The sequence below is a fragment of the Streptomyces marokkonensis genome (assembly GCF_008312835.1).
GTDB lineage: Bacteria > Actinomycetota > Actinomycetes > Streptomycetales > Streptomycetaceae > Streptomyces > Streptomyces marokkonensis_A.
Window position 1 is genome coordinate 110,408 of sequence record NZ_VSKS01000007.1, and the last position, 19,993, is coordinate 130,400.

A 19,993-nucleotide genomic window follows, 5' to 3' on the forward strand; every position below is an offset into this window, starting at 1 on the left:
GCAAGCCCGACACCGGGATCGACGGGCCGGGCGGAGAGCGCCCCGGGCATGGACGGTGAGGTGGCTCAGGCACTCGTCCGCTCACGCCGCTTCTTCACCCGGGCCGAGGTGTCCGGGGACCTGCGCTCGATGCACCGCAAGGGCGGCCGCCAGGCGGACGAGTTCTACCGTGACCGCTGGTCGCACGACAAGGTGGTGCGCTCCACCCACGGCGTCAACTGCACCGGCTCCTGCTCCTGGAAGGTGTACGTCAAGGACGGGATCATCACCTGGGAGGCCCAGCAGACCGACTATCCGTCCGTCGGCCCGGACCGCCCCGAGTACGAGCCGCGCGGCTGTCCCCGGGGAGCGGCCTTCTCCTGGTACACCTACTCGCCGACCCGGGTCCGCTACCCGTACGTGCGCGGTGTGCTGCTGCAGATGTACCGCGAGGCCAAGGCCCGGCTGGGGGACCCGGTGGCGGCCTGGGCGGACATCGTCTCCGACCCCGAGCGCTCCCGCCGCTACAAGCGGGCGCGCGGCAAGGGCGGTCTGGTCCGGGCGACCTGGGCCGAGGCGGCGGAGATGGCCGCCGCCGCGCATGTGCACACCATCAAGCACCACGGCCCGGACCGGCTGGCCGGGTTCTCCCCGATCCCGGCCATGTCGATGGTCTCCCACGCCGCCGGGGCCCGTTTCTACTCCCTGCTCGGCGGGGTGATGCTCTCCTTCTACGACTGGTACGCCGACCTGCCCGTCGCCTCGCCCCAGGTGTTCGGCGACCAGACCGACGTACCGGAGTCCGGGGACTGGTGGGACGCGGGGTACCTCATCATGTGGGGCTCCAACCTGCCGGTGACCCGCACCCCGGACGCCCACTGGATGGCCGAGGCCCGCTACCGCGGACAGAAGGTGGTGGCGGTCTCCCCGGACTACGCGGACAACGTGAAGTTCGCCGACGAGTGGCTGGCCGCGCAGCCCGGCACGGACGGCGCGCTGGCGATGGCCATGGGGCACGTGGTCCTCAAGGAGTTCTTCGTCGACCGCGAGACCCCCTACTTCGCCGACTACGTCCGGCGGTTCACCGACCTTCCCTTCCTGGTCGCGCTCGACGAGAACGAGGACGAGCCGGGCACGTACACGCCGGGGAAGTTCCTCACCGCCTCCGACCTCGGCGGCGAGCACGCCCGGGCCGAGAACGCCGACTTCAGGACGGTGCTGCTGGACGGCGCCACGGGCCTGCCCGTGGTTCCGGGCGGCACCCTCGGCGACCGCTTCGGCGAAGCGGGCGCCGGCAAGTGGAACCTCGACCTCGGTGAGGTGCGCCCCCTGCTGTCCGCCGAGGGCGGCGACGAGCCGGCCGCCGTCGTCGGCCTGCCCCGCTTCGACACCCCGGACGGCGGCGCCGCACGGCTGCGCCGCGGAGTCCCGGTGCGCCGGGTGGCCGGACGGCTGGTGACCACCGTCTACGACCTGCTGCTCGCCCAGTACGGCGTGGCCCGCGAGGGACTGCCCGGGAACTGGCCCGCCGGCTACGACGACCCGGACGAGCCGTACACCCCCGCCTGGCAGGCCGCGATCACCGGCGTGGACGCGGACCGGGCGGCGCGGATCGCCAGGGAGTTCGCCGCCAACGCGGAGGACTCCCGGGGCCGCTCCATGATCATCATGGGGGCGGGAACGAACCACTGGTTCCACTCCGACACCATCTACCGCTCGTTCCTCACCCTGACCACCCTGACCGGCTGCCAGGGCGTCAACGGCGGCGGCTGGGCGCACTACGTCGGTCAGGAGAAGGTCCGTCCGATCACCGGCTACTCGGCGATCGCCACGGCCTCCGACTGGAACCGTCCCGCCCGCCAGATGATCCAGACCGCCTACTGGTACCTGCACAGCGACCAGTTCCGCTACGACCCGTTCTCCGCCGACACCCTCGCCGCGGCGGGCGCCGACGGACCGTTCGCCGGGAAGAGCACGGCGGACGTCATCGCCGCCTCGGCCCGGATGGGATGGATGCCCTCCTATCCCACCTTCGACCGCAACCCGCTGGACCTCGCGGACGAGGCCGAACGCGAGGGCAGGTCACCGGCCGACCACGTCGTGGACGAACTCAAGGCCGGGCGGCTCCGGTTCGCCGGCGAGGACCCGGACGCGCCGGAGAACTTCCCCCGGGTGCTCACCGTGTGGCGGGCCAACCTGCTGGGCTCGTCGGCCAAGGGCAACGAGTACTTCCTCAAGCACCTGCTGGGCACCGACTCCTCGGTGCGCGCCACCGAGGCTCCCCCGGGCGCCCGCCCCAGCGACGTGGTGTGGCGCGACGAGGCGCCGGAGGGCAAGCTCGACCTGCTGCTCACCCTCGACTTCCGCATGACCAGCACCACCGTCTTCTCCGACATCGTGCTGCCGGCCGCGACCTGGTACGAGAAGTACGACCTGTCCAGCACGGACATGCACCCCTTCGTGCACTCCTTCAACCCGGCGATCGCACCGCCCTGGCAGACCCGCACCGATTTCGACATCTTCCACACCCTCGCCAAGGAGTTCAGCCGCCAGGCCGCCGACCACCTCGGCGTGCGCAAGGACCTGGTGGCCGCGCCGCTGCTGCACGACACCCCCGACGCGCTGGCCACCCCGCACGGGCGGGTGCGGGACTGGAAGGCGGGGGAGTGCGAGCCGGTTCCGGGCCGCACGATGCCGAAACTGATCACCGTCGAGCGCGACTACGGCGCCGTCGCCGACAAGATGGGGGCCCTCGGCCCCCTGCTGGACTCCCTGGGCGCCACCACCAAGGGCATCACCTTCAAGGTCGACCGCGAACTGGAATACCTGCGGCACAAGAACGGCACCGTGCGCGGCGGAGCCGCGGACGGCCGCCCCTCGATCGCCCGGGACTCCCACGCCTGCGAGGCGATCCTCGCCCTGTCCGGCACCACCAACGGCCACCTCGCCACCCAGGGGTTCCACACCCTGGAGGCCCGCACCGGCACCCGGCTCGCCGATCTGGCCGCCGAGCACGAGGGCAAACAGATCACCTTCGCCGACACCCAGGCCGCCCCGGTCCCCGTCATCACCTCACCCGAGTGGTCCGGCTCCGAGACCGGCGGGCGGCGCTACTCGCCCTTCACCGTCAACGTCGAGCGTTCCAAGCCCTGGCACACCCTCACCGGCCGCCAGCACTTCTACCTCGACCACGACTGGATGACCGCTCTCGGCGAACAACTGCCCGTGTACCGGCCACCGTTGAACATGCACGCGCTCTTCGACGAGCCCCGCCTCGGCGAGACGGGCGAACTCGGCGTGACAGTGCGCTACCTGACTCCCCACAACAAGTGGTCCATCCACTCCGAGTACCAGGACAACCTCTTCATGCTGTCCCTGTCCCGGGGCGGTCCGACCATTTGGATGAGTACCCAGGACGCGGCGAAGGTGGGAGTGAGGGACAACGACTGGATCGAGGCCGTGAACCGCAACGGCGTCGTCGCCGCCCGCGCGGTCGTCTCGCACCGCATGCCCGAGGGAACCGTGTACATGTACCACGCCCAGGACCGGCTCATCGACGTGCCCCGCACCGAGACCACCGGCCGGCGCGGCGGCATCCACAACTCCCTGACCCGGCTGCTGATCAAACCCAGCCACCTCATCGGCGGCTACGCCCAGTTGAGTTACGCCTTCAACTATCTCGGCCCGACCGGCAACCAGCGCGACGAGGTCACCGTCATCCGCCGCCGTACGAACCAGGAAGTGGAGTACTGAGATGCCCCGCGGCGAAGCTCCCATCGGACGCGTGATGGCCCAGATGGCGATGGTGATGAACCTCGACAAGTGCATCGGCTGCCACACGTGCTCGGTCACCTGCAAGCAGGCGTGGACGAACCGCACCGGTGTCGAGTACGTGTGGTTCAACAATGTCGAGACCCGGCCCGGCCAGGGCTATCCGCGCCGCTACGAGGACCAGGAGCGGTGGCGGGGCGGCTGGGAGCTGAACAAGAAGGGCCGGCTCGCGCTCAAGGCGGGCGGCCGCTTCAAGAAGCTGATCACCATCTTCGCCAACCCCGTCCTGCCGTCCCTGGACGACTACTACGAGCCCTGGACGTACGACTACGAGACCCTGACCAACGCCCCGCTGCAGGACCACACCCCCGTCGCCCGCCCGAAGTCGCTCATCTCCGGCAAGGACATGAAGATCTCCTGGTCGGCCAACTGGGACGACGACCTCGGCGGATCGGCGGAGCACGGTGAGAAGGACGTGCTGCTGAACGAGGTCTCGGAGAAGATCAAGTTCGAGTTCGAGCAGACCTTCATGTTCTACCTGCCGCGCATCTGCGAGCACTGCCTCAACCCGTCCTGCGCGGCGTCCTGTCCCTCCGGCGCGATCTACAAGCGCGAGGAGGACGGCATCGTCCTGGTCGACCAGGACCGCTGCCGGGGCTGGCGGATGTGCGTCACCGGCTGCCCCTACAAGAAGGTGTACTTCAACCACCGCACCGGCAAGGCCGAGAAGTGCACCTTCTGCTTCCCGCGCATCGAGGTCGGCCTGCCCACCGTCTGCTCCGAGACCTGCGTCGGCCGGCTGCGCTACATCGGCCTCGTCCTCTACGACGCCGACAGGGTGCTGGAGGCCGCCTCCACTCCCGACGACACCGGCCTGTACGAGGCCCAGCGGCAGGTCTTCCTCGACCCGAACGACCCCGAGGTGGTCGCCGCGGCGGAGAGGGCGGACATCCCGCGGGACTGGATCGAGGCCGCCCAGCGCTCCCCGATCCACGCCCTGATCAACACGTACAAGGTGGCCCTGCCGCTGCACCCGGAGTACCGCACCATGCCCATGGTCTGGTACATCCCGCCGCTGTCCCCGGTCGTCGACGCCGTCCGCGACACCGGACAGGACGCCGAGGACCACCGCAACCTCTTCGCCGCCGTGGACGCCCTGCGCATCCCCGTCGACTACCTCGCCCAGCTGTTCACCGCCGGCGACCCCGCACCCGTGGACGCGGTACTGCGCCGCCTGGCAGCCATGCGCGCCTACATGCGCGACATCAACCTGGGCCGCGAGCCCGACGCCTCCATCCCCGAGGCCGTCGGCATGGGCGAGGAGCAGATGTACGACATGTACCGGCTGCTCGCCCTGGCCAAGTACGACGAGCGGTACGTCATCCCGACGGCGCACGCCGAGCAGGCCCACCAGCTGGAGGAACTGGCCACCGAGTGCAGCCTCGACTACGAGGGCGGCCCCGGGATGGGCGGCTCCGGCCCCTTCGGTGAGGCGTCCGGCGGCGCCGCGCCGATCGCGGTGGAGAACTACCGCGCCCTGCGCGACCGCCAGCTCTCCGACACCCCGGCCACCCCGGACGACAAGGGGACCCGCGTCAACCTCCTCAACTGGGACGGCAAGGGCAGCCCACCCGGCCTCTTCCCGCCCGGTGACGGGGACCGTCCCGCCAGCCCGGACAGCGGCGGAGAGGTCGGACCTAAGCCATGAGGAACAAGTTCACGCTCAGGCCCGCGCACCGGATCCAGCCGTGGCACTCGTACGCCTGGCAGATGCAGTCCCTGCTCCTGGCCTACCCCGACGAGGACCAGGCCGGCCGTCTGTCCCTGGCCCGGCGGGCGGCCCCCGCACTGCCCGCCGAGGTGCGCGATCCCCTGCTCCGCTTCGTCGAGCACGCCGAACGCGCCGGCACCGAAGCCCTGGCCGCCGCCTACGTGGCCACCTTCGACCACCGCAAACGCTGCTGCCCGTTCCTCACGTACTACGCCCACGGCGACACCCGCAAACGGGGCATCGCGCTGCTCCGGCTCAAGCAGACCTACGCCAAGGCCGGCTGGCGGCTCAGCGACGACGAACTGCCCGACCACCTCGCCGTCGTCCTGGAGTTCGCCGCCACCGACCCGGCGACCGGCCTGCGCCTGCTCACCGAGCACCGGGCCGGACTGGAACTGCTGCGCCTCGCCCTGCTCGACGACCGTGCCCCCTGGGCGGACCTGCTGAGCTCCGTCTCCGCCACACTGCCCGCGCTCGCCGGCGACGAACGTGACGCGGTCGCCCGGCTCGCCGCCGCGGGCCCGCCCGAGGAACAGGTGGGCCTCGACCCCTACGCGCCGCCCCAGTACATGCCCGCCCCGTCCGCTGGAGGCCCCCGATGACCGCATCCGCGCAAGCCCTCCCCCTGGCGGTGGAGTCCGGCACCGGCGGCATCCTGCTGTGGGTCGTGCTGCCCTACATCAGCCTCGCGGTCTTCGTCCTCGGCCACGTCTGGCGCTACCGCTACGACAAGTTCGGCTGGACCACCCGGTCCTCCCAGCTCTACGAACGCCGTCTGCTGCGCATCGGCAGCCCGCTGTTCCACTTCGGCATCCTCGTCGTGCTGCTGGGCCACATCGGCGGACTGCTCGTGCCGGAGAGCTGGACCGACGCCGCGGGCATCAGCGAGCACACCTACCATGTCGTCGCCGTCGTCCTCGGGACGATCGCCGGCGTCTGCACCCTCGGGGGCCTGGCCATCCTGATCTACCGGCGGCGCACCGTCGGCCCGGTCTTCTCGGCCACCACCCGCAACGACAAGGCCATGTACCTGTCCCTGACGGTGACGATCGGGCTGGGGCTCGCAGCGACCGTGGCGGCGAACCTCGTCGGCGGGGGCTACAACTACCGCGAGACCATCTCCCCCTGGTTCCGCTCGATCTTCTACCTGCAACCCGACGCGGACCTGATGACGGGCGTCCCGGTGCTCTTCCAGCTCCACGCCGTGAGCGCCCTGCTGCTCTTCGCCGCCTGGCCCTTCACCCGGCTCGTCCACATGCTCACGGCGCCCCTCGGCTACCTGACCCGCCCCTACATCGTCTACCGCAGCCGCGACACCCAGCTCGGCAGCCGCGCCCCGCAACGGGGCTGGGAGCGCATCCGGTAGCGCCCCGGCCGGACGGGTGGCCGGCCGGGGCGGCTGGAGGCGTCCGGCGGGTCAGTCGCGGGTGACCTGCGGGGCGATGTCCTCGGTGAAGGACCCGGTGACGGCGGTGCGCCGGGCGGCGGCCGCGCCGGAGCCGCAGAACGAGGCGTCCAGGGTGCCGCCGAGGGTGGCGTTGACCGTTCCGTTGTTGGAGGTGTTGGCCAGGGAGGTCATGCTGCGGGCGCCGTCGCCGGTGGTGAAGGCGTAGGTGTAGTAGCCCTGCACGGTGCCGGTGTGGCCGTAGACGGTGGTGCCGCAGGAGAGCTTCCGGCCCCGCAGGCCCAGCCCGTAGGACTGCTTCCCGTCCGCGGTCACCGGGACCATGGTGGTCATGTCCTCGAGCTGTTCGGCGGGCAGGAGCTTCCCGGACAGCAGCGCGGAGAAGAAGCGGTTGAGGTCCTTGCCGTTGGAGATGACCGCTCCCGCGGACTGGGCCCAGGAGACGGTCTGCTCGGTGGAGTCGACCAGCGGCAGGGTGGTGTCGTCCTGACGGAGGTAACCACGGGCGTACGAACCGGAGAGGGACGTCCGCGGGTGGACGTAGGAGGTGTTCCTCAGCCGCAGGGGCGCGACGATGCGCTCCTGGTAGTGGCTGGCGACAGGGGTGCCGGTGACGTGCTCGATGAGCAGGCCCAGCGCGACGAAGTTGGTGTTGGAGTAGCTGTAGGCGGCGCCCGGCGCGTTGTTCAGGGGCCGTGCCGTGGAGAGGTCGATCAGTTCCTGGTAGCCGAAGACCTTGTCGCGGACCGCCTCGAAGCCCGGGACGGTGTTGTAGAACATGTCGTTGGTGTAGTCGTACAGCCCGCTGCGGTGGCTGAGCAGATGACGGACGGTGATGCGGTCGTCCGGCAGTGGCTCGGGCAGGTAGCGGTTGGCCGGGGCGTCGAGGTCGACGCGTCCCTCGGCGACGAGCTGCAGCAGCACCACCGCGGTGAAGGTCTTGCTGACGCTGCCCACGCGGAACCGTCGCCCGGTGTCCATCTGCGTGTGGGCGGCGGTGTCGGCCTCGCCGGTGGCGACGTGATGGCTGGTGCGGCCCTCGTCGATCCGGGTGAGGGCTCCCGGAGCCCCTTGCGTCAGGGCCGTCTTGTGGACGGCGCTCACGGCGGCGATGTCCGGGGCGGGCAGGGAGGTGCCGTCGGCGAGGGCCGGAGGGGCTGCCAGCGTGACGATCAGGGTGGCGCCGGCGAGCACCATGCTCACGTCTTTGATCCGCATCCGCGTCTTTTCTGAGTGTGGGGGACTGAGGGGCGTCCGCAGCCGTCCGTGATCGGCTCAACTTCCTTTGATGACAAGGCAGTCGGGCGGGTCACCGGTGGCGGGGCGGCAACGCTCGCATCGTAGTGCACCGGGACCGACGGCATGCCGGTCACACGGGATCGACCGTGTCGTGTCAGCCGTGCGGAAGGCGGGCGCCCCCGGGAGCGCCCGCCTTCCGCACGGTGCTACTTGCTCAGCCAGAGGTCCGGGCCGAACACCTCGTAGTGGATGTCCTTGGGACCGAGTCCCTGACCGAGCAGGTCACCGCGGACGGCCCGCATGAAGGGGAGCGGTCCGCACAGGAAGGCGGTGACGCCCTCGGGCAGGGACAGCCGGGCGACGTCGGTCAGGCCCTCGTTGACATGGGCCGCCTCCAGTTCCTCCGGTCGCTCGTACCACAGGTGCAGCGTGCCGTTCGGGAGCCGGCTGACGAGGTCGTCCAGCTCCAGACGGTGTGCGTGGTGGGCGGGGGAGCGGTCGGCGTGGACGACGGTGACGTGCCGCCGGGCGGAGGTGTTGGCCAGGTGGTCCAGCATCGACAGCATGGGCGTGATGCCGATTCCGGCGGAGGCGAGGAGCAGGGGACCGTCGCCCTCGGGGAGCACCAGGTCGCCGAAGGGGCGGGACACCCTCACGATGTCGCCCGGGCGGGCATGGGCGTGCAGCCAGGAGGACACCTCGCCCTCGGGGATCCGGCCGTCGGCGGAACGCTCCCGCTTGACGGTGATGCGCCAGGTCTTGCGGGCGGGCGCCGTGGAGAGGCTGTACTGGCGTATCTGCCTGGCCCCGTCGGGCAGTTCGACCTGGACGCTGACGTACTGGCCGGGGGTGAACGGCTCGGTGGGCAGCCCGTCGGGCCGGCGCAGTTCGAGCGAGGCGGTGTCCAGGGACTCCTCGACGCGCTCGGCGATCTCCATGTCGCGCCAGACGGCGCCGTTCTCGACCCCTGCCTCGGCGTACAGCCGTGCCTCCATGGCGATGAGGGCGTTGGCCATGAGCCAGTACACCTCGTCCCAGGCGGCTGCCACCTCCGGGGTCACCGCGTCGCCCAGGACCTCGCCGACGGCGCCCATCAAGTGCCGCCCCACGAGGGTGTACTGATCGGGCGTGATGCCCAGCGAGGCGTGCTTGTGGGCGATGCGCCCGAGGACGGCGTCGGGGCGCTCACCGGGCCGTTCCACCAGTGTGGTGGCGAACGCGGCGACGGCGCCGGCGAGGGCTTGCCGCTGTGCCCCGCTGGCCTGGTTGCCGCGGTTGAAGAGGTCACGCAGCAGTTCCGGGCGCTCCTCGAACATGCGGCGGTAGAACAGCTCGGTGATGGAGCTGAGGGAGGCCCCGACGGCCGGGAGTGTGGCTCGGACGACGGGGATCGACTGGGGGGAGAGCATCCGCTGGCTCCTTGGCTGAGTGTTCGGTGATCGCGCGCACCAGCATCCTAGATAATTGGTATTCGAGATGCGTATTTAGGGGGGTGTGATCTTCGCGACGTCGCCCAAGACCCTGTAGTGGCGCACGCCGGCCGCCCCCCGGGGACCGGCCTCGGGCCACAGGCAGTCGAGCACCGAGGCGGACGGACCGAACAGCGCGGAGGGCACCGACCCGCGCGCGAACCACTCCCACCGCACGATCTTGTCCGGCTCGGTCACCACAGGTGTGCCCGCCGCTCCCTCGGCGACCGCCGCGGCCGTGACCCGGGTCAGGCCCCGGAGGCCGTCCACGACGACCGCCAGCACCCGAACGGCCGTCACGGGCACCGAGAGCCCCGTCTCCTCCGCCAGTTCGCGCGCGGCCGCCGTCTCGAAGTCCTCCCCGGGGTCCACCTTGCCGCCCGGCAGTTCCCACCTGCCGTCGTGTCCGAGGCCGAGCAGGACGCGGCCGGCGGGGTCGAGGACGGCGAGACCGACACCGGTCAGACTGTGGGGCGTGGGGCGGGCGCGTTCGGGGCGCTCGGCGCCCTGTTGCTTCGTGTTCACCGTGCCATTCCACACCGCGGGGGCGCGCTGCGCCGACCGCCCGCGACACGGCCGGCCGCTCGCGGGGGCGTCTCAGCCGAACCGGCCGGGCTGGTAGTCGCCGGCCGGCTCCGGTGCGGCGCGCTCGGCGTCGGTGATGACATGGGTCTCCCGCCAGGCGGCCACCAGGCCGACCGGTCCCTGAGGCCCGGGGCGGGTCGCGCCGGCGCGCACCGGCCAGGGCGGTACGCGTACAAGGAATCTGACGGCGTGTCCGACCGGTGCTGTGCTTCCATTCAGCGGTGACCGTCCGGCGGTCGCTCAGCTCTCCCGTGCGGAACCGGTCCCATCCCTACGTGACCTGGAGAAGGCATGACGCCCAGATTCCGACGCCCTGGCCGCACCGGCCGCGTCGCCGCCGTGCTCGCCGCCGTCCTGCTGGCCGCGGCGGCGCCGGCGGCAGCCGCGGACACCGACGCTCCCGGCTCCCGCGCACCGGCCCTCCCGCTGCGGGTGGCGACGTACAACATCCACGCCGGGGCCGGCCAGGACCAGGTCTTCGGCCTCGACCGCACCGCCGCCGCACTGCGCGGTCTGCGCGCCGACGTGATCGGTCTCCAGGAGGTCGACGTGCACTGGGGCGCCCGGAGCGATTTCGTGGACGAGGCCCGCGCGCTGGCCGCGAAGCTGCGCATGCGGGTGTTCTTCGCGCCGGTCTACGACCTGGAACCGGCCACCCCGGACGGCGAACGCCGGCAGTTCGGCGTCGCCGTGCTGAGCCGCTACCCGGTGCTCCACGCCGAGAACCACGAGATCACCCGGCTCTCCACCCAGACGCCCGACCCGGTGCCGGCCCCGGGGCCCGGATTCGCCGAGGTGGTGGTCGACGTGCGGGGTGCCCACGTGCACGTCTACTCCACGCACCTGGACTACCGGGCCGACCCGTCGGTCCGCGCGGCCCAGGTGGCGGACATGCTCGCCGTGCTGGCCGCCGACCGGGGACCGAAGATCCTGGTCGGCGACTTCAACGCCGAGGCGTCCGCGCCCGAGTTGGCGCCGCTGTGGGGCGCTCTGCGGGACGCCGCTCCCGGCGGTGGCGGCACGTTCCCGGCGGTCGACCCGGCCAAGCGCATCGACCTGGTCACCGTCTCGCCCGACATCGGGGTGACCGGCGCCCGCGCGGTGGCGACGGAGGCGTCGGACCACCGGCCCGTGGTCGCGGACCTGACGGTGCACCGGCGCGGGCGCTGAGGCGGTCACTCCTCCCCGGACACGCTCATCTCGCCCAGTTCCGACCAGTCGTCCTGCGGGACCGACATGTTCACGATCCGAGGGGTCTCGGCCAGATGCGGCGGGAGGGTGCGCCTCGCGGTCCTGAAGTGCTCGGACTGCACGTGGGCCGCTCCCGCCGCGTCGTCGCGGAAGGCCTCGACCAGGACGTACTCCGTCGGGTCCGCCACGCTGCGGGACCAGTCGAACCACAGGCAGCCCGGCTCCTCGCGGGTGGCGGCGGTGAAGTCCGCGGCGATCCGCGGCCACTGGTCGGCGTATTCGGGACGGACCCGGAACTTGGCGGTGATGAAGATCATCGGACTACTCTCTCATCCCGGGCCCGGCTCCGTGCTGCTGCCCTGGAGCCGTTGCAGGTCGGACGGGCGGACCTGGATGGCGACGACGGCGATCAGCGCGGCGAGCACGGCGAACACCGCCGCCATGACGAAGGCCGCCGAGACACCGGAGGTGAGGACCTCGTCGGCCCATGGCGCCGGCAGCTCCCCGGTGCGCCGGAAGCGCAGACGTTCGGCAGGGGTCGCCTGCTGCAGGAAGCGCGGTATCTGCTTCTCCGCCTCGTTGCTGCTGGCCGTCCCGAACACCGTGACCAGGATGGACAAGCCGAGCGAGCCACCGACCTGCTGGGTGGCGTTGAGCAGGCCCGAGGCGGCCCCGGTCTCCGGGACGGGAACGTCGGACAGTGCCATGAGCGTCAGCGACACGAACTCCATGCCCATGCCGAGGCTGAAGACCAGCATCGGGCCGAGGACACTGCCCGCGTAGGTGGAGTGCACGTCGGTCAGGGTCAGCCAGGCCAGGCCCGCCGCCGCGAGGATGCCGCCCACCACCATGAAGGGCTTGGGACCGTACACGGGCAGGAACCGCGAGGCCAGCCCCGCACCGATCGCGATGACCGCGCTGACCGGCAGGAAGGCGAGTCCGGCCTGCAGCGGGCTGAAGTCCAGCACGTTCTGCACGAAGAGCGTCAGGAAGAAGAACATGCCGAACATCGCCGCCGCCAGGCACAGCATGATGCCGTAGGTGCCCGCGCGGTTGCGGTCCGCGAACATGCGCAGCGGAGTGATCGGCTGCCGGGACCTCCTCTCGACCAGGACGAACCCCGCCAGGACGACGACCGCGGCGCCGAACGAGGCCAGCGTGAGGGCGTCCCGCCAGCCGTCCTGCGCGGCCCGGATGAACCCGTAGACCAGCAGCACCATGCCCGCGGTGGAGGTCAGGGCGCCGGTGAAGTCGAAGCGCCCCGGATGGCGCTCGGACTCCTTGATGAAGCGCGGTGTCGCCAGGGCGATGAGCAGCCCGATCGGGACATTGACGAAGAGCACCCACCGCCAGTTCAGCCACTCGACGAGGATGCCGCCGGCGAGCAGCCCGATCGCGCCGCCGCCCGCCGACACCGCGGCGAAGACACCGAACGCCCGGTTGCGTTCCGGCCCTTCGCGGAAGGTCGTACTGATCAGCGCCAGGGATGTCGGCGAGGCGATCGCACCTCCCACGCCCTGGAGCGCGCGGGCGGCGAGGAGTTGGCCGGAGTTCTGGGCGAACCCGCCGAGGAGGGAGGCCAGTACGAAGAGCAGCACGCCGAAGACGAAGACGCGCCGTCTGCCGAGGATGTCGCCCGCCCGGCCGCCGAGCAGCAGCAGACCGCCGAAGGTGAGGGTGTAGGCGTTCACCACCCACGACAGGCTGGTGGTGGAGAAGTCCAGGGAGCGCTGGATGTGCGGCAACGCGATGTTCACGATGGTGATGTCGAGCACCACCATCAGCTGACAGGAAGCGATGACCAGCAGGGCCATCGTGTGCCCGCCGCCGCTGCCACGGGCGGTGTTCTGCGGGGCTGAGGCCGATCGCGCACTACCACTGGTCATGCCGGGTCGCCCTTTCGGGAGTCCACCGTTCGACCGTACGCGCGCGTCCGGACGCCCACCACTCGATCACAGCGGACCGCGGCCGTCGGCCGGCGACGCCGACTCCGTACGCGCGGGCGCGGCCGTCGGGACCACGGTGGCACCCCTGCCCGGCCGCTTCCCGCCCGGGGACCGGTGGCCCCCGAGCCGTGCGCGCGGAGAGTGGTGCGTCAGGTCCTGGACGCCCGGGCCCGCAGCACGGCCTTGAGGAGCTCGCCCGCCACGAGGACGGCCGAGCCGACCGCCGCGCACACCAGCCACTGACCGGCGGTCAGGTCCGTCGTGGTGAGGAAGTCGTGCACCGCGTCCATCTCGACCACCAGGGCCAGCAGCAGGATCACCGCGCCGGTGGCGACGAAGGCAGAGGTGTTGGAGAGGGTCTCGCGGCTCAGCACACTGCGGGTCGGGTGGCGGACGTTGAGCAGGTTGAACGCCTGGAAGAACACGAACGTCACGAACCCCATCGTGCCGGCGGTGGTCGCCACCCCCAGCTCCGGCTCGGGCCCCGGGGCCAGCATCAGCACGGCCAGGGTCCCGGCCGCCATGACGGCGCTCGACAGCAGGATCCGCTGGAGCCGTTCCCGGGTCAGGATGCGCTCGCGCGCCGGGCGCGGTGACCGGCTCATCGCGTCCTGGCTGACGGGGTCGACGCCCAGCGACATCGCCGGGGGCCCGTCCATCACCAGGTTGACGAAGAGGATCTGCAGCGCCGTGAACGGCGCCCCTCCCGCGACCCCGGTCAGCGAGGCGATCAGGAAGACGAGCACGAAGCCGAGCGCCGTGGAGAGCTGGAACCGGGTGAACTTCACGATGTTGTCGTAGATGCCGCGGCCCTCGCGGACGGCGCTGACGATGGTGGCGAAGTTGTCGTCGGTCAGGACCATCGTCGCGGCTTCCTTGGTCACCTCCGTGCCGCTGCGCCCCATGGCGACGCCGATGTCGGCCTTGCGCAGCGCCGGGGCGTCGTTCACGCCGTCGCCGGTCATCGCGACCACGTCGTCCCGCGCCTGCAGCGCCCGCACGATACGGATCTTGTGCGCGGGCGAGACGCGGGCGACGACGCCGGTGTCGTCGAGGCGGCGGGCGAGCTCGCCGTCGTCCGGGATGCGGTCCAGGTCGTCACCGGTGACGGCACCGCCGGGGATGCCCAGTTCCTTGGCGATGGCCGCGGCCGTCACCGCGTGGTCCCCGGTGATCATGCGGACCCGGATGCCCGCCTCCCGGCACTCCGTGATCGCCTGCTTCGCCTCCGGCCGCGGCGGATCGACGATGCCCACCAGCGCCATCAGCACGAGCCCGCCGACCACGTCCTTGAGGTCCCCGGCCGCTGCCGGCTCCCCGGGCGCGAAATCCCGCACGCCCACGGCGAGCACCCGCATGCCCTGCTCGGCCAGCGCCGCGTTGGCACGGTCGTACCGTTCGCGCTCCGGCCCGTCGAACGGGACGACGCCGTCGTCGCCGACGTACCGGTCGGCCCGCCGGGCGAGCACGTCCGGCGCGCCCTTGACGAAGCAGCGCACGACGTCGCGACCCGCGTCGTCCGTCCAGTGGTGGAACGTCGCCATGAACTTGTGGTCGGAGTCGAACGGGACCTCCCGCACCCGGGGCCGCTCCGAACGCAGCGCGGAGACGTCGACACCGCCCTTCTCCGCGAGCACCAGCAGCGCACCCTCGGTGGGGTCACCGACGACGTCCCCGTCGCGCAGCTCCGCGTCGGTGCACAGCGCCATCGCGATCAGCGCCTCGTCGACCGTGCCGGGCAGCGGCCGCCCGTCGGTCGTGCGGATCCGCCCGTCCGTCGAGTAGCCCTCGCCCGAGACGGTGAACCGGCGTCCGGCGAAGCGCAGTTCGCGTGCGGTCATCTCGTTGAGCGTCAGCGTGCCCGTCTTGTCGGTGCAGATCTGCGACGTGCTGCCGAGCGTCTCCACCGACGCGAGCCGCTTGACGACGGCGCCGCGCGCGGCCATCCGGCCGGTGCCCATGGCGAGGGTGAAGGCGACGACGGCCGGCAGTCCTTCGGGGATGGCGGCCACCGCGAGCGACACCGCGCTGATGAACAGGTCGCCGAAGTCCTGGCCGCGGACGAGACCCAGGACGAAGACGACCACGATGACGGCGCCGGCGATCAGGGCGAGGGTGCGCCCGAGTGCCGCGATCTGGCGTTGCAGCGGGGTCGGTTCCGGCTCCGCCTCGTGCAGCATGTGGGCGATCCGCCCGGTCTCGGTGTGCATCCCGGTCGCGGTGACCAGGGCCTCCCCGCGGCCCCGCGTGACCGTGGTGTTCATGAACACGGCCGTCGCGCGGTCGCCGAGCGCCGCCCGCGGGGCGATGCGGGCCTGCGCCGACTTCGGCACGGACTGTGCCTCACCGGTGAGCGAGGACTCCTGGATCTCCAGCGCCGTGGCCGACAGCAGCCGCCCGTCCGCCGGCACCCTGTCGCCGGCCTCCAGCACCACGACGTCCCCGGGCACGAGTTCGGCCGCGTCCAGACGCACCAGGCGGCCGTCCCGCCGTACGGCCGCCGTCGTGACGAGCATCTTCCTCAGCGCATCCAGCGAGGCCTCCGCGCGTGACTCCTGTACGAAGCCGATGGTCGCGTTGAGCAGCACGACCAGGGCGATGACGACCGGGGTCTCCCACTCGCGGGTCACCACCAGGCTGACCACGGCGGCGGCCAGGAGGATCACGATCAGCAGGTCCTGGAACTGACGCAGGAAGGCACGCCACCGTGGCTCACGAGGCGGTTCGGCGAGCCGGTTGGCGCCGTACCGCTCCCGGCGCCGGGCCGCATCCGCCGGGGAGAGGCCCGCGGCCGCCTCCACCTCGAGGTGTCGTAGCGCCTCGGCGGCGGGAAGGGCGTACCAGGGCTTGGGTTCCGACGCGTCGGACACGGGTTCGATCATGGTCCCATGCTGCACGGAAACGGTCCCTGGCGTAAGCCGCCACCGGGACCGCGTCAGGCGTGCACCTCACCGGGGGACCCCGGCCGACGTCGCCGTCAGCATCGAGCGCGTAGACAGGACGCACGGCGGAGACCAGCCGGTCGTGGCGCTGGACGACGTGAGCGCCGTGTTCATGCGCGGCACGGCGACCGCCGTGATGGGACCGTCCGGATCCGGCAAGAGCACCCTGCTGCACCGCGCGGCGGGTCTGGACCGGCCGGACTCCGGGCGGGTGCGGATCGGGGCCACCGATCTGTCGTCGAGGTCCGAGAAGCGGCTGCCCCTCTCGCCAGGGGGCCGCAGGACCACGAGACCCCGCCGGGGCCGGGTCGTACGGAGACGAGTGTCACACCGGCGCGGTGGCGTCGGTGGGGCCCCAGGGAGCGCGCGGCCACGGGCGCCTGGCGGGTCGGGGCAGCGGTGCGGCCCCCTTCCGGTCACGCGGTCGTGAGAGCTCCGCCGGAACGGCCGTGGCGGCCGCGTCGTCCCCGGGGGACCGCGGTCGTACGGCCCCGTCCACGGCAGGGTCCCCGGGCGTGGCGGGGCCTCGTACGGCGGCCGCCGCGCGCGTGTGCCGCGCCGGGCAGGCGTTACGCGTCGAGTGAGCGGCGGGTGACCCCGTCCAGGTGTCGGGTGAACACCTCGCGGGCGTCGGGAGTGAGCGTGCGCAGCGCCAACAGGGCCGTGACGGCGACGTCGCACAGCTCGGACCGGACGTCGTCCCACGTGTGGGTGGTGCCCTTGCGCGGGTTCTGGCCGGTGGCGCCGATCACTGCCTGGGCGACCTCCCCGACCTCTTCGGACAGTTTCAGGATGCGCAGCAGCAGGCCGTCCGGGCCGTCGACGGGGCGATTCGCGTCCAGCCAGCCGCACAGGCCGTCGATGGACTCCCACAGACCGGCGTCCGGCACCTGGGGCGGGGGAGAGGAAGGGTGATCACTCATGGGAAGAGCGTGGCACGGGCCACTGACACTGATACTGCCAGGCGGGTTCCGGTGGTCGTGGCACTGCCACTGACCGGCGTCCAGCGCCCGGCACGGCCCCCCGCCCGGGTCGGGCGCCGCCTATTCCTCGAACAACGCCTCCTGCTCACCCTCCTTGGCCCTCCGCAGCCGTCGGTTGCGCGTCCCCACCGTCACGACCGTGGCCGCCGCCATCACCGCGAACGCCGCCGGGATCATCCAGTTCCGGTTGACCGTGTGGCCGAGGGCGTGGTCCAGGGAGAGCCGGCCGGGCCCGGCGACGGCGAGACCGGCGGCGGTCAGCCCCAGGGACGCGGCGTACTCGAAGCCGCCCTCCTGGTTGAAGAAGCCGTTGGGCGCGTGCACCGCGGACGCGCCCGCCATCGCGCCGGCCGCCGCGGCGCCCGCCGCCGGGGTGGCGAGACCGAGTGCCAGCAGCGTGCCGCCGCCGGCCTCCGCGAGGCCCGCCACCGTGGCGCTGGTCCTGCCGGGCGTGTATCCGATGGACTCCATGAACTGGCCGGTGCCCTCGATGCCGCCACCGCCGAACCAGCCGAACAGCTTCTGCGTCCCGTGTGCCGCGAGCACCCCGCCCGTTCCCAGCCGGAGCAGCAGCAGACCCAGGTCTCGTCGGTCGTAGCAGGTCACGTCTTCTCCCCGGGAGCAGTGGCTTGGCCCGACCACCGTCGCACCCCCGCGCGGGACCCGGCCCGCCACCGTCGCCGTTCGGGTGACGCGGGTGGCGGGGCCCGGCGGCCGGTACGACGCTGTCGGACATGACCATTCAGACAACTCGCCTCAGCGACCCGGCCGTACGCGCCTTCGTCACGGCCGTCAACAACCACGACCGCGAGGCCTTCATGGCCCTCCTCGCGCCCGGCGCCACCATGGCGGACGACGGTTCCGAGCGCGACCTAGCGGAGTGGACCGACCGGGAGATCTTCTCCACCCACGGTCATCTGGAGGTCGACAACGAGTCCGGCGGCGGCCGTCGCATCCTCGCCCGCTACCGCAACGACACCTGGGGCGAGATGCGCACCCGCTGGAGCTTCACCGTCGACGAGGACGGCCGCATCTCCCGCTTCGAGACCGGCCAGGCCTGACCGTACCGGGCCGGCAGGACGCGGCCGGCGTGAAACGTCCGGGCGGTGAGGGTTGGGTGAGGGGATGGTCACAGATCTCGCCCAGTCGCTTGTTGAGCGTTTCAAACAACGCGTTCAGCTCGACTTTTGCCCGGCGGTTGGCTCCGACATGGGCGGACGTTGTGGAGATCCGCCGCCACCGCGCTCCGGCCGCCGCGGCACCCCATTGATCTGACCGCGACAAGTAGTCAGTCTTCTCGTCAGCCTCCGCGTGACACCGCGCCGGAGGTCAACCCCCCACACCTGACGAGGAGATCCCTCTTCATGACGCATCAGATGCGCACCGTCGCGCTGAAGGTCACCGCCGCCGCCTGTGCGGTGACGGCCGCGACCACGGCAGCCCTGCTCGGGGCGTCATCCGCCCAGGCCGCCGAACCCGCCCAGGGCACCGTCCTCGGCCTGAACGCCGAAGGAGCCGTGGCGGGCAGCTACATCGTCGTGCTCGACGAGAGGACGACGGCCGCCGACAAGAAGGACCTGGCCCAGGAGTACGGCGGCCGGCTCAGCCGGTCCTACGGGGCGGCCCTCGACGGCTTCGCGGCGGACGGCCTGAGCGAGACCGAGGCCAAGCGCCTCGCGGCCGACCCGGCGGTCGGTGCCGTCGTGGCCAACCGCACGTTCCGCACCACGGCCACACAGGACAACCCTCCCTCCTGGGGCCTGGACCGGGTCGACCAGGCGGACACCGCGGGCGACAGCAAGTACACCTACCCCGACAACGCGGGCGAGGGTGTCACCGCCTACGTCATCGACACCGGCGTACGGATCACGCACAAGGACTTCGAGGGCCGGGCGAGCCACGGCTACGACGCCGTGGACAACGACAACACCGCCGACGACGGCAACGGCCACGGCACGCACGTCGCCGCCACCGTCGCCGGCGCCGCGCACGGAGTCGCCAAGAAGGCCGATGTCGTGGCCGTGAGAGTCCTGGACGACAACGGCTCCGGAACCACCGAGCAGGTCATCGCCGGCATCGACTGGGTCACCGCGAACCACAAGGGGCCCTCCGTGGCCAACATGAGCCTGGGCGGCGGCGCCGACCCGGCTCTCGACGCGGCGGTCCAGAAGGCCATCGCCTCCGGCGTCACCTTCGCCGTCGCGGCGGGCAACGAGTCCGCCGACGCCGGACAGGGCTCACCCGCCCGCGTCCCCGAGGCCCTCACCGTCGCCTCCAGCACCAAGGACGACGCCCAGTCCGACTTCTCCAACTCCGGCGCGGCCGTGGACCTCTACGCGCCCGGTTCCGACATCGCCTCGGCCTGGAACGACAGCGACGAGGGGACCAAGACGATATCCGGCACCTCGATGGCCTCCCCCCACGTGGCCGGCGCGGCCGCCGTGTATCTGGCCGGGCACCCGGACGCCGACCCGGCGGCCGTGGCGTCGGCGCTGACCGGCGGAGCCACCGCCGACAAGATCAGCAACCCCGGTTCCGGCACCCCGAACAAGCTGCTCAAGATCACGGAGTAGCGCGCCGCCCGGGTGCGGGCCACCGGCACCCGTGAGGGGCCACGGAGGGAAAACGTTCCTCCGTGGCCCCTCACACGCCCCGGCGGCACGGTGTGAGTGGCCCGGCTCACATGGCGTACCCGACCTGCCACCGACACGA

17 protein-coding genes are annotated in these 19,993 nt (G+C 71.8%); 8 read left to right on the forward strand and 9 right to left on the reverse strand.

Annotated elements, in window-relative coordinates:
* The first annotated feature begins 48 nt into the window (after positions 1-48).
* From F1615_RS14460 to narI, 4 genes are read left to right on the forward strand one after another with little or no spacing between them, the layout of a single operon-like run.
* Positions 49-3,732 (forward strand): nitrate reductase subunit alpha, encoded by a 3,684-nt coding sequence (locus tag F1615_RS14460; RefSeq protein WP_149549565.1) that lies wholly within the window; start codon positions 49-51, stop codon positions 3,730-3,732.
* 1 nt (position 3,733) lies between these two features.
* Entirely contained in the window at positions 3,734-5,458 is a 1,725-nt protein-coding gene (narH, locus tag F1615_RS14465) for a nitrate reductase subunit beta (RefSeq protein ID WP_149549372.1), read from the forward strand.
* A complete protein-coding gene (gene narJ / locus F1615_RS14470) occupies positions 5,455-6,123 on the forward strand; it encodes a nitrate reductase molybdenum cofactor assembly chaperone (protein ID WP_149549373.1) in 669 nt (222 codons plus the stop codon). The genes narH and narJ overlap by 4 nt, the downstream gene beginning before the upstream one ends.
* Complete coding sequence (narI, locus tag F1615_RS14475; RefSeq protein WP_149549374.1) at positions 6,120-6,887, forward strand: respiratory nitrate reductase subunit gamma; 768 nt, start codon at positions 6,120-6,122, stop codon at positions 6,885-6,887. The genes narJ and narI overlap by 4 nt, the downstream gene beginning before the upstream one ends.
* Before the next feature lie 51 nt (positions 6,888-6,938).
* Here narI and F1615_RS14480 read toward each other — a convergent pair whose 3' ends face one another.
* The 4 genes from F1615_RS14480 to F1615_RS35625 all read right to left on the reverse strand — a co-directional run bounded on the left by F1615_RS14480 (position 6,939) and on the right by F1615_RS35625 (position 10,372).
* Complete coding sequence (locus F1615_RS14480) at positions 6,939-8,144, reverse strand: serine hydrolase domain-containing protein (RefSeq protein ID WP_149549375.1); 1,206 nt, start codon at positions 8,142-8,144, stop codon at positions 6,939-6,941.
* 227 nt (positions 8,145-8,371) lie between these two features.
* On the reverse strand, positions 8,372-9,574 hold the full coding sequence (locus F1615_RS14485) for a globin domain-containing protein (protein ID WP_149549376.1): 1,203 nt from the start codon (positions 9,572-9,574) through the stop codon (positions 8,372-8,374).
* 75 nt (positions 9,575-9,649) lie between these two features.
* Complete coding sequence (locus tag F1615_RS14490; protein ID WP_149549377.1) at positions 9,650-10,159, reverse strand: nucleotide triphosphate diphosphatase NUDT15; 510 nt, start codon at positions 10,157-10,159, stop codon at positions 9,650-9,652.
* A 72-nt stretch (positions 10,160-10,231) separates the two neighbouring features.
* Entirely contained in the window at positions 10,232-10,372 is a 141-nt protein-coding gene (locus tag F1615_RS35625) for a hypothetical protein (protein WP_167533749.1), read from the reverse strand.
* Positions 10,373-10,510: 138 nt separating this feature from the next.
* On the opposite strand from F1615_RS35625, the gene F1615_RS14495 reads away from it, so the two are divergent.
* Positions 10,511-11,389, forward strand: coding sequence for an endonuclease/exonuclease/phosphatase family protein (locus F1615_RS14495; protein WP_149549378.1), 879 nt, complete (start codon positions 10,511-10,513; stop codon positions 11,387-11,389).
* A gap of 5 nt (positions 11,390-11,394) precedes the next feature.
* On the opposite strand, the gene F1615_RS14500 is transcribed toward F1615_RS14495, so the two are convergent.
* From F1615_RS14500 to F1615_RS14510, 3 genes are all read right to left on the reverse strand, one after another.
* A complete protein-coding gene (locus F1615_RS14500; protein ID WP_149549379.1) occupies positions 11,395-11,727 on the reverse strand; it encodes a putative quinol monooxygenase in 333 nt (110 codons plus the stop codon).
* A gap of 12 nt (positions 11,728-11,739) precedes the next feature.
* Positions 11,740-13,296, reverse strand: coding sequence for an MFS transporter (locus F1615_RS14505; protein WP_149549380.1), 1,557 nt, complete (start codon positions 13,294-13,296; stop codon positions 11,740-11,742).
* Between the two features lie 209 nt (positions 13,297-13,505).
* Positions 13,506-16,238 carry a cation-translocating P-type ATPase gene (locus F1615_RS14510; protein ID WP_149549381.1) on the reverse strand — a complete coding sequence of 911 codons (2,733 nt, stop codon included), beginning with the start codon at positions 16,236-16,238 and terminating at the stop codon, positions 13,506-13,508.
* Here F1615_RS14510 and F1615_RS37105 point away from each other — a divergent pair.
* The gene (locus F1615_RS37105; RefSeq protein ID WP_425385639.1) at positions 16,237-16,728 is read left to right on the forward strand and encodes an ATP-binding cassette domain-containing protein; all 492 of its coding nucleotides are present in this window, start codon (positions 16,237-16,239) and stop codon (positions 16,726-16,728) included. The genes F1615_RS14510 and F1615_RS37105 overlap by 2 nt on opposite strands.
* 139 nt (positions 16,729-16,867) lie before the next feature.
* Here F1615_RS37105 and F1615_RS14520 read toward each other — a convergent pair whose 3' ends face one another.
* Together F1615_RS14520 and F1615_RS14525 are read right to left on the reverse strand one after the other, a co-directional pair.
* Positions 16,868-17,221 carry a MazG-like family protein gene (locus tag F1615_RS14520; protein WP_149549382.1) on the reverse strand — a complete coding sequence of 118 codons (354 nt, stop codon included), beginning with the start codon at positions 17,219-17,221 and terminating at the stop codon, positions 16,868-16,870.
* A 120-nt stretch (positions 17,222-17,341) separates the two neighbouring features.
* On the reverse strand, positions 17,342-17,887 hold the full coding sequence (locus tag F1615_RS14525; protein ID WP_149549383.1) for a DoxX family protein: 546 nt from the start codon (positions 17,885-17,887) through the stop codon (positions 17,342-17,344).
* A gap of 128 nt (positions 17,888-18,015) precedes the next feature.
* Here F1615_RS14525 and F1615_RS14530 point away from each other — a divergent pair, with 128 nt between their 5' ends.
* Positions 18,016-18,342 carry a nuclear transport factor 2 family protein gene (locus F1615_RS14530; protein WP_149549384.1) on the forward strand — a complete coding sequence of 109 codons (327 nt, stop codon included), beginning with the start codon at positions 18,016-18,018 and terminating at the stop codon, positions 18,340-18,342.
* Between the two features lie 303 nt (positions 18,343-18,645).
* Complete coding sequence (locus tag F1615_RS14535; RefSeq protein ID WP_149549385.1) at positions 18,646-19,854, forward strand: S8 family peptidase; 1,209 nt, start codon at positions 18,646-18,648, stop codon at positions 19,852-19,854.
* Positions 19,855-19,993 lie beyond the last annotated feature (139 nt).

Excerpts from the sequence above, each read along its gene's own strand:
- F1615_RS14460 (WP_149549565.1), top strand. The coding sequence starts at position 49 with ATGGACGGTGAGGTGGCTCAGGCACTCGTCCGCTCACGCCGCTTCTTC.
- narH (WP_149549372.1), top strand. The coding sequence starts at position 3,734 with ATGCCCCGCGGCGAAGCTCCCATCGGACGCGTGATGGCCCAGATGGCG.
- narJ (WP_149549373.1), top strand. The coding sequence starts at position 5,455 with ATGAGGAACAAGTTCACGCTCAGGCCCGCGCACCGGATCCAGCCGTGG.
- narI (WP_149549374.1), top strand. The coding sequence starts at position 6,120 with ATGACCGCATCCGCGCAAGCCCTCCCCCTGGCGGTGGAGTCCGGCACC.
- F1615_RS14480 (WP_149549375.1), bottom strand. The coding sequence starts at position 8,144 with ATGCGGATCAAAGACGTGAGCATGGTGCTCGCCGGCGCCACCCTGATC.
- F1615_RS14485 (WP_149549376.1), bottom strand. The coding sequence starts at position 9,574 with ATGCTCTCCCCCCAGTCGATCCCCGTCGTCCGAGCCACACTCCCGGCC.
- F1615_RS14495 (WP_149549378.1), top strand. The coding sequence starts at position 10,511 with ATGACGCCCAGATTCCGACGCCCTGGCCGCACCGGCCGCGTCGCCGCC.
- F1615_RS14500 (WP_149549379.1), bottom strand. The coding sequence starts at position 11,727 with ATGATCTTCATCACCGCCAAGTTCCGGGTCCGTCCCGAATACGCCGAC.
- F1615_RS14505 (WP_149549380.1), bottom strand. The coding sequence starts at position 13,296 with ATGACCAGTGGTAGTGCGCGATCGGCCTCAGCCCCGCAGAACACCGCC.
- F1615_RS37105 (WP_425385639.1), top strand. The coding sequence starts at position 16,237 with ATGGTCCCATGCTGCACGGAAACGGTCCCTGGCGTAAGCCGCCACCGG.
- F1615_RS14510 (WP_149549381.1), bottom strand. The coding sequence starts at position 16,238 with ATGATCGAACCCGTGTCCGACGCGTCGGAACCCAAGCCCTGGTACGCC.
- F1615_RS14520 (WP_149549382.1), bottom strand. The coding sequence starts at position 17,221 with ATGAGTGATCACCCTTCCTCTCCCCCGCCCCAGGTGCCGGACGCCGGT.
- F1615_RS14530 (WP_149549384.1), top strand. The coding sequence starts at position 18,016 with ATGACCATTCAGACAACTCGCCTCAGCGACCCGGCCGTACGCGCCTTC.
- F1615_RS14535 (WP_149549385.1), top strand. The coding sequence starts at position 18,646 with ATGACGCATCAGATGCGCACCGTCGCGCTGAAGGTCACCGCCGCCGCC.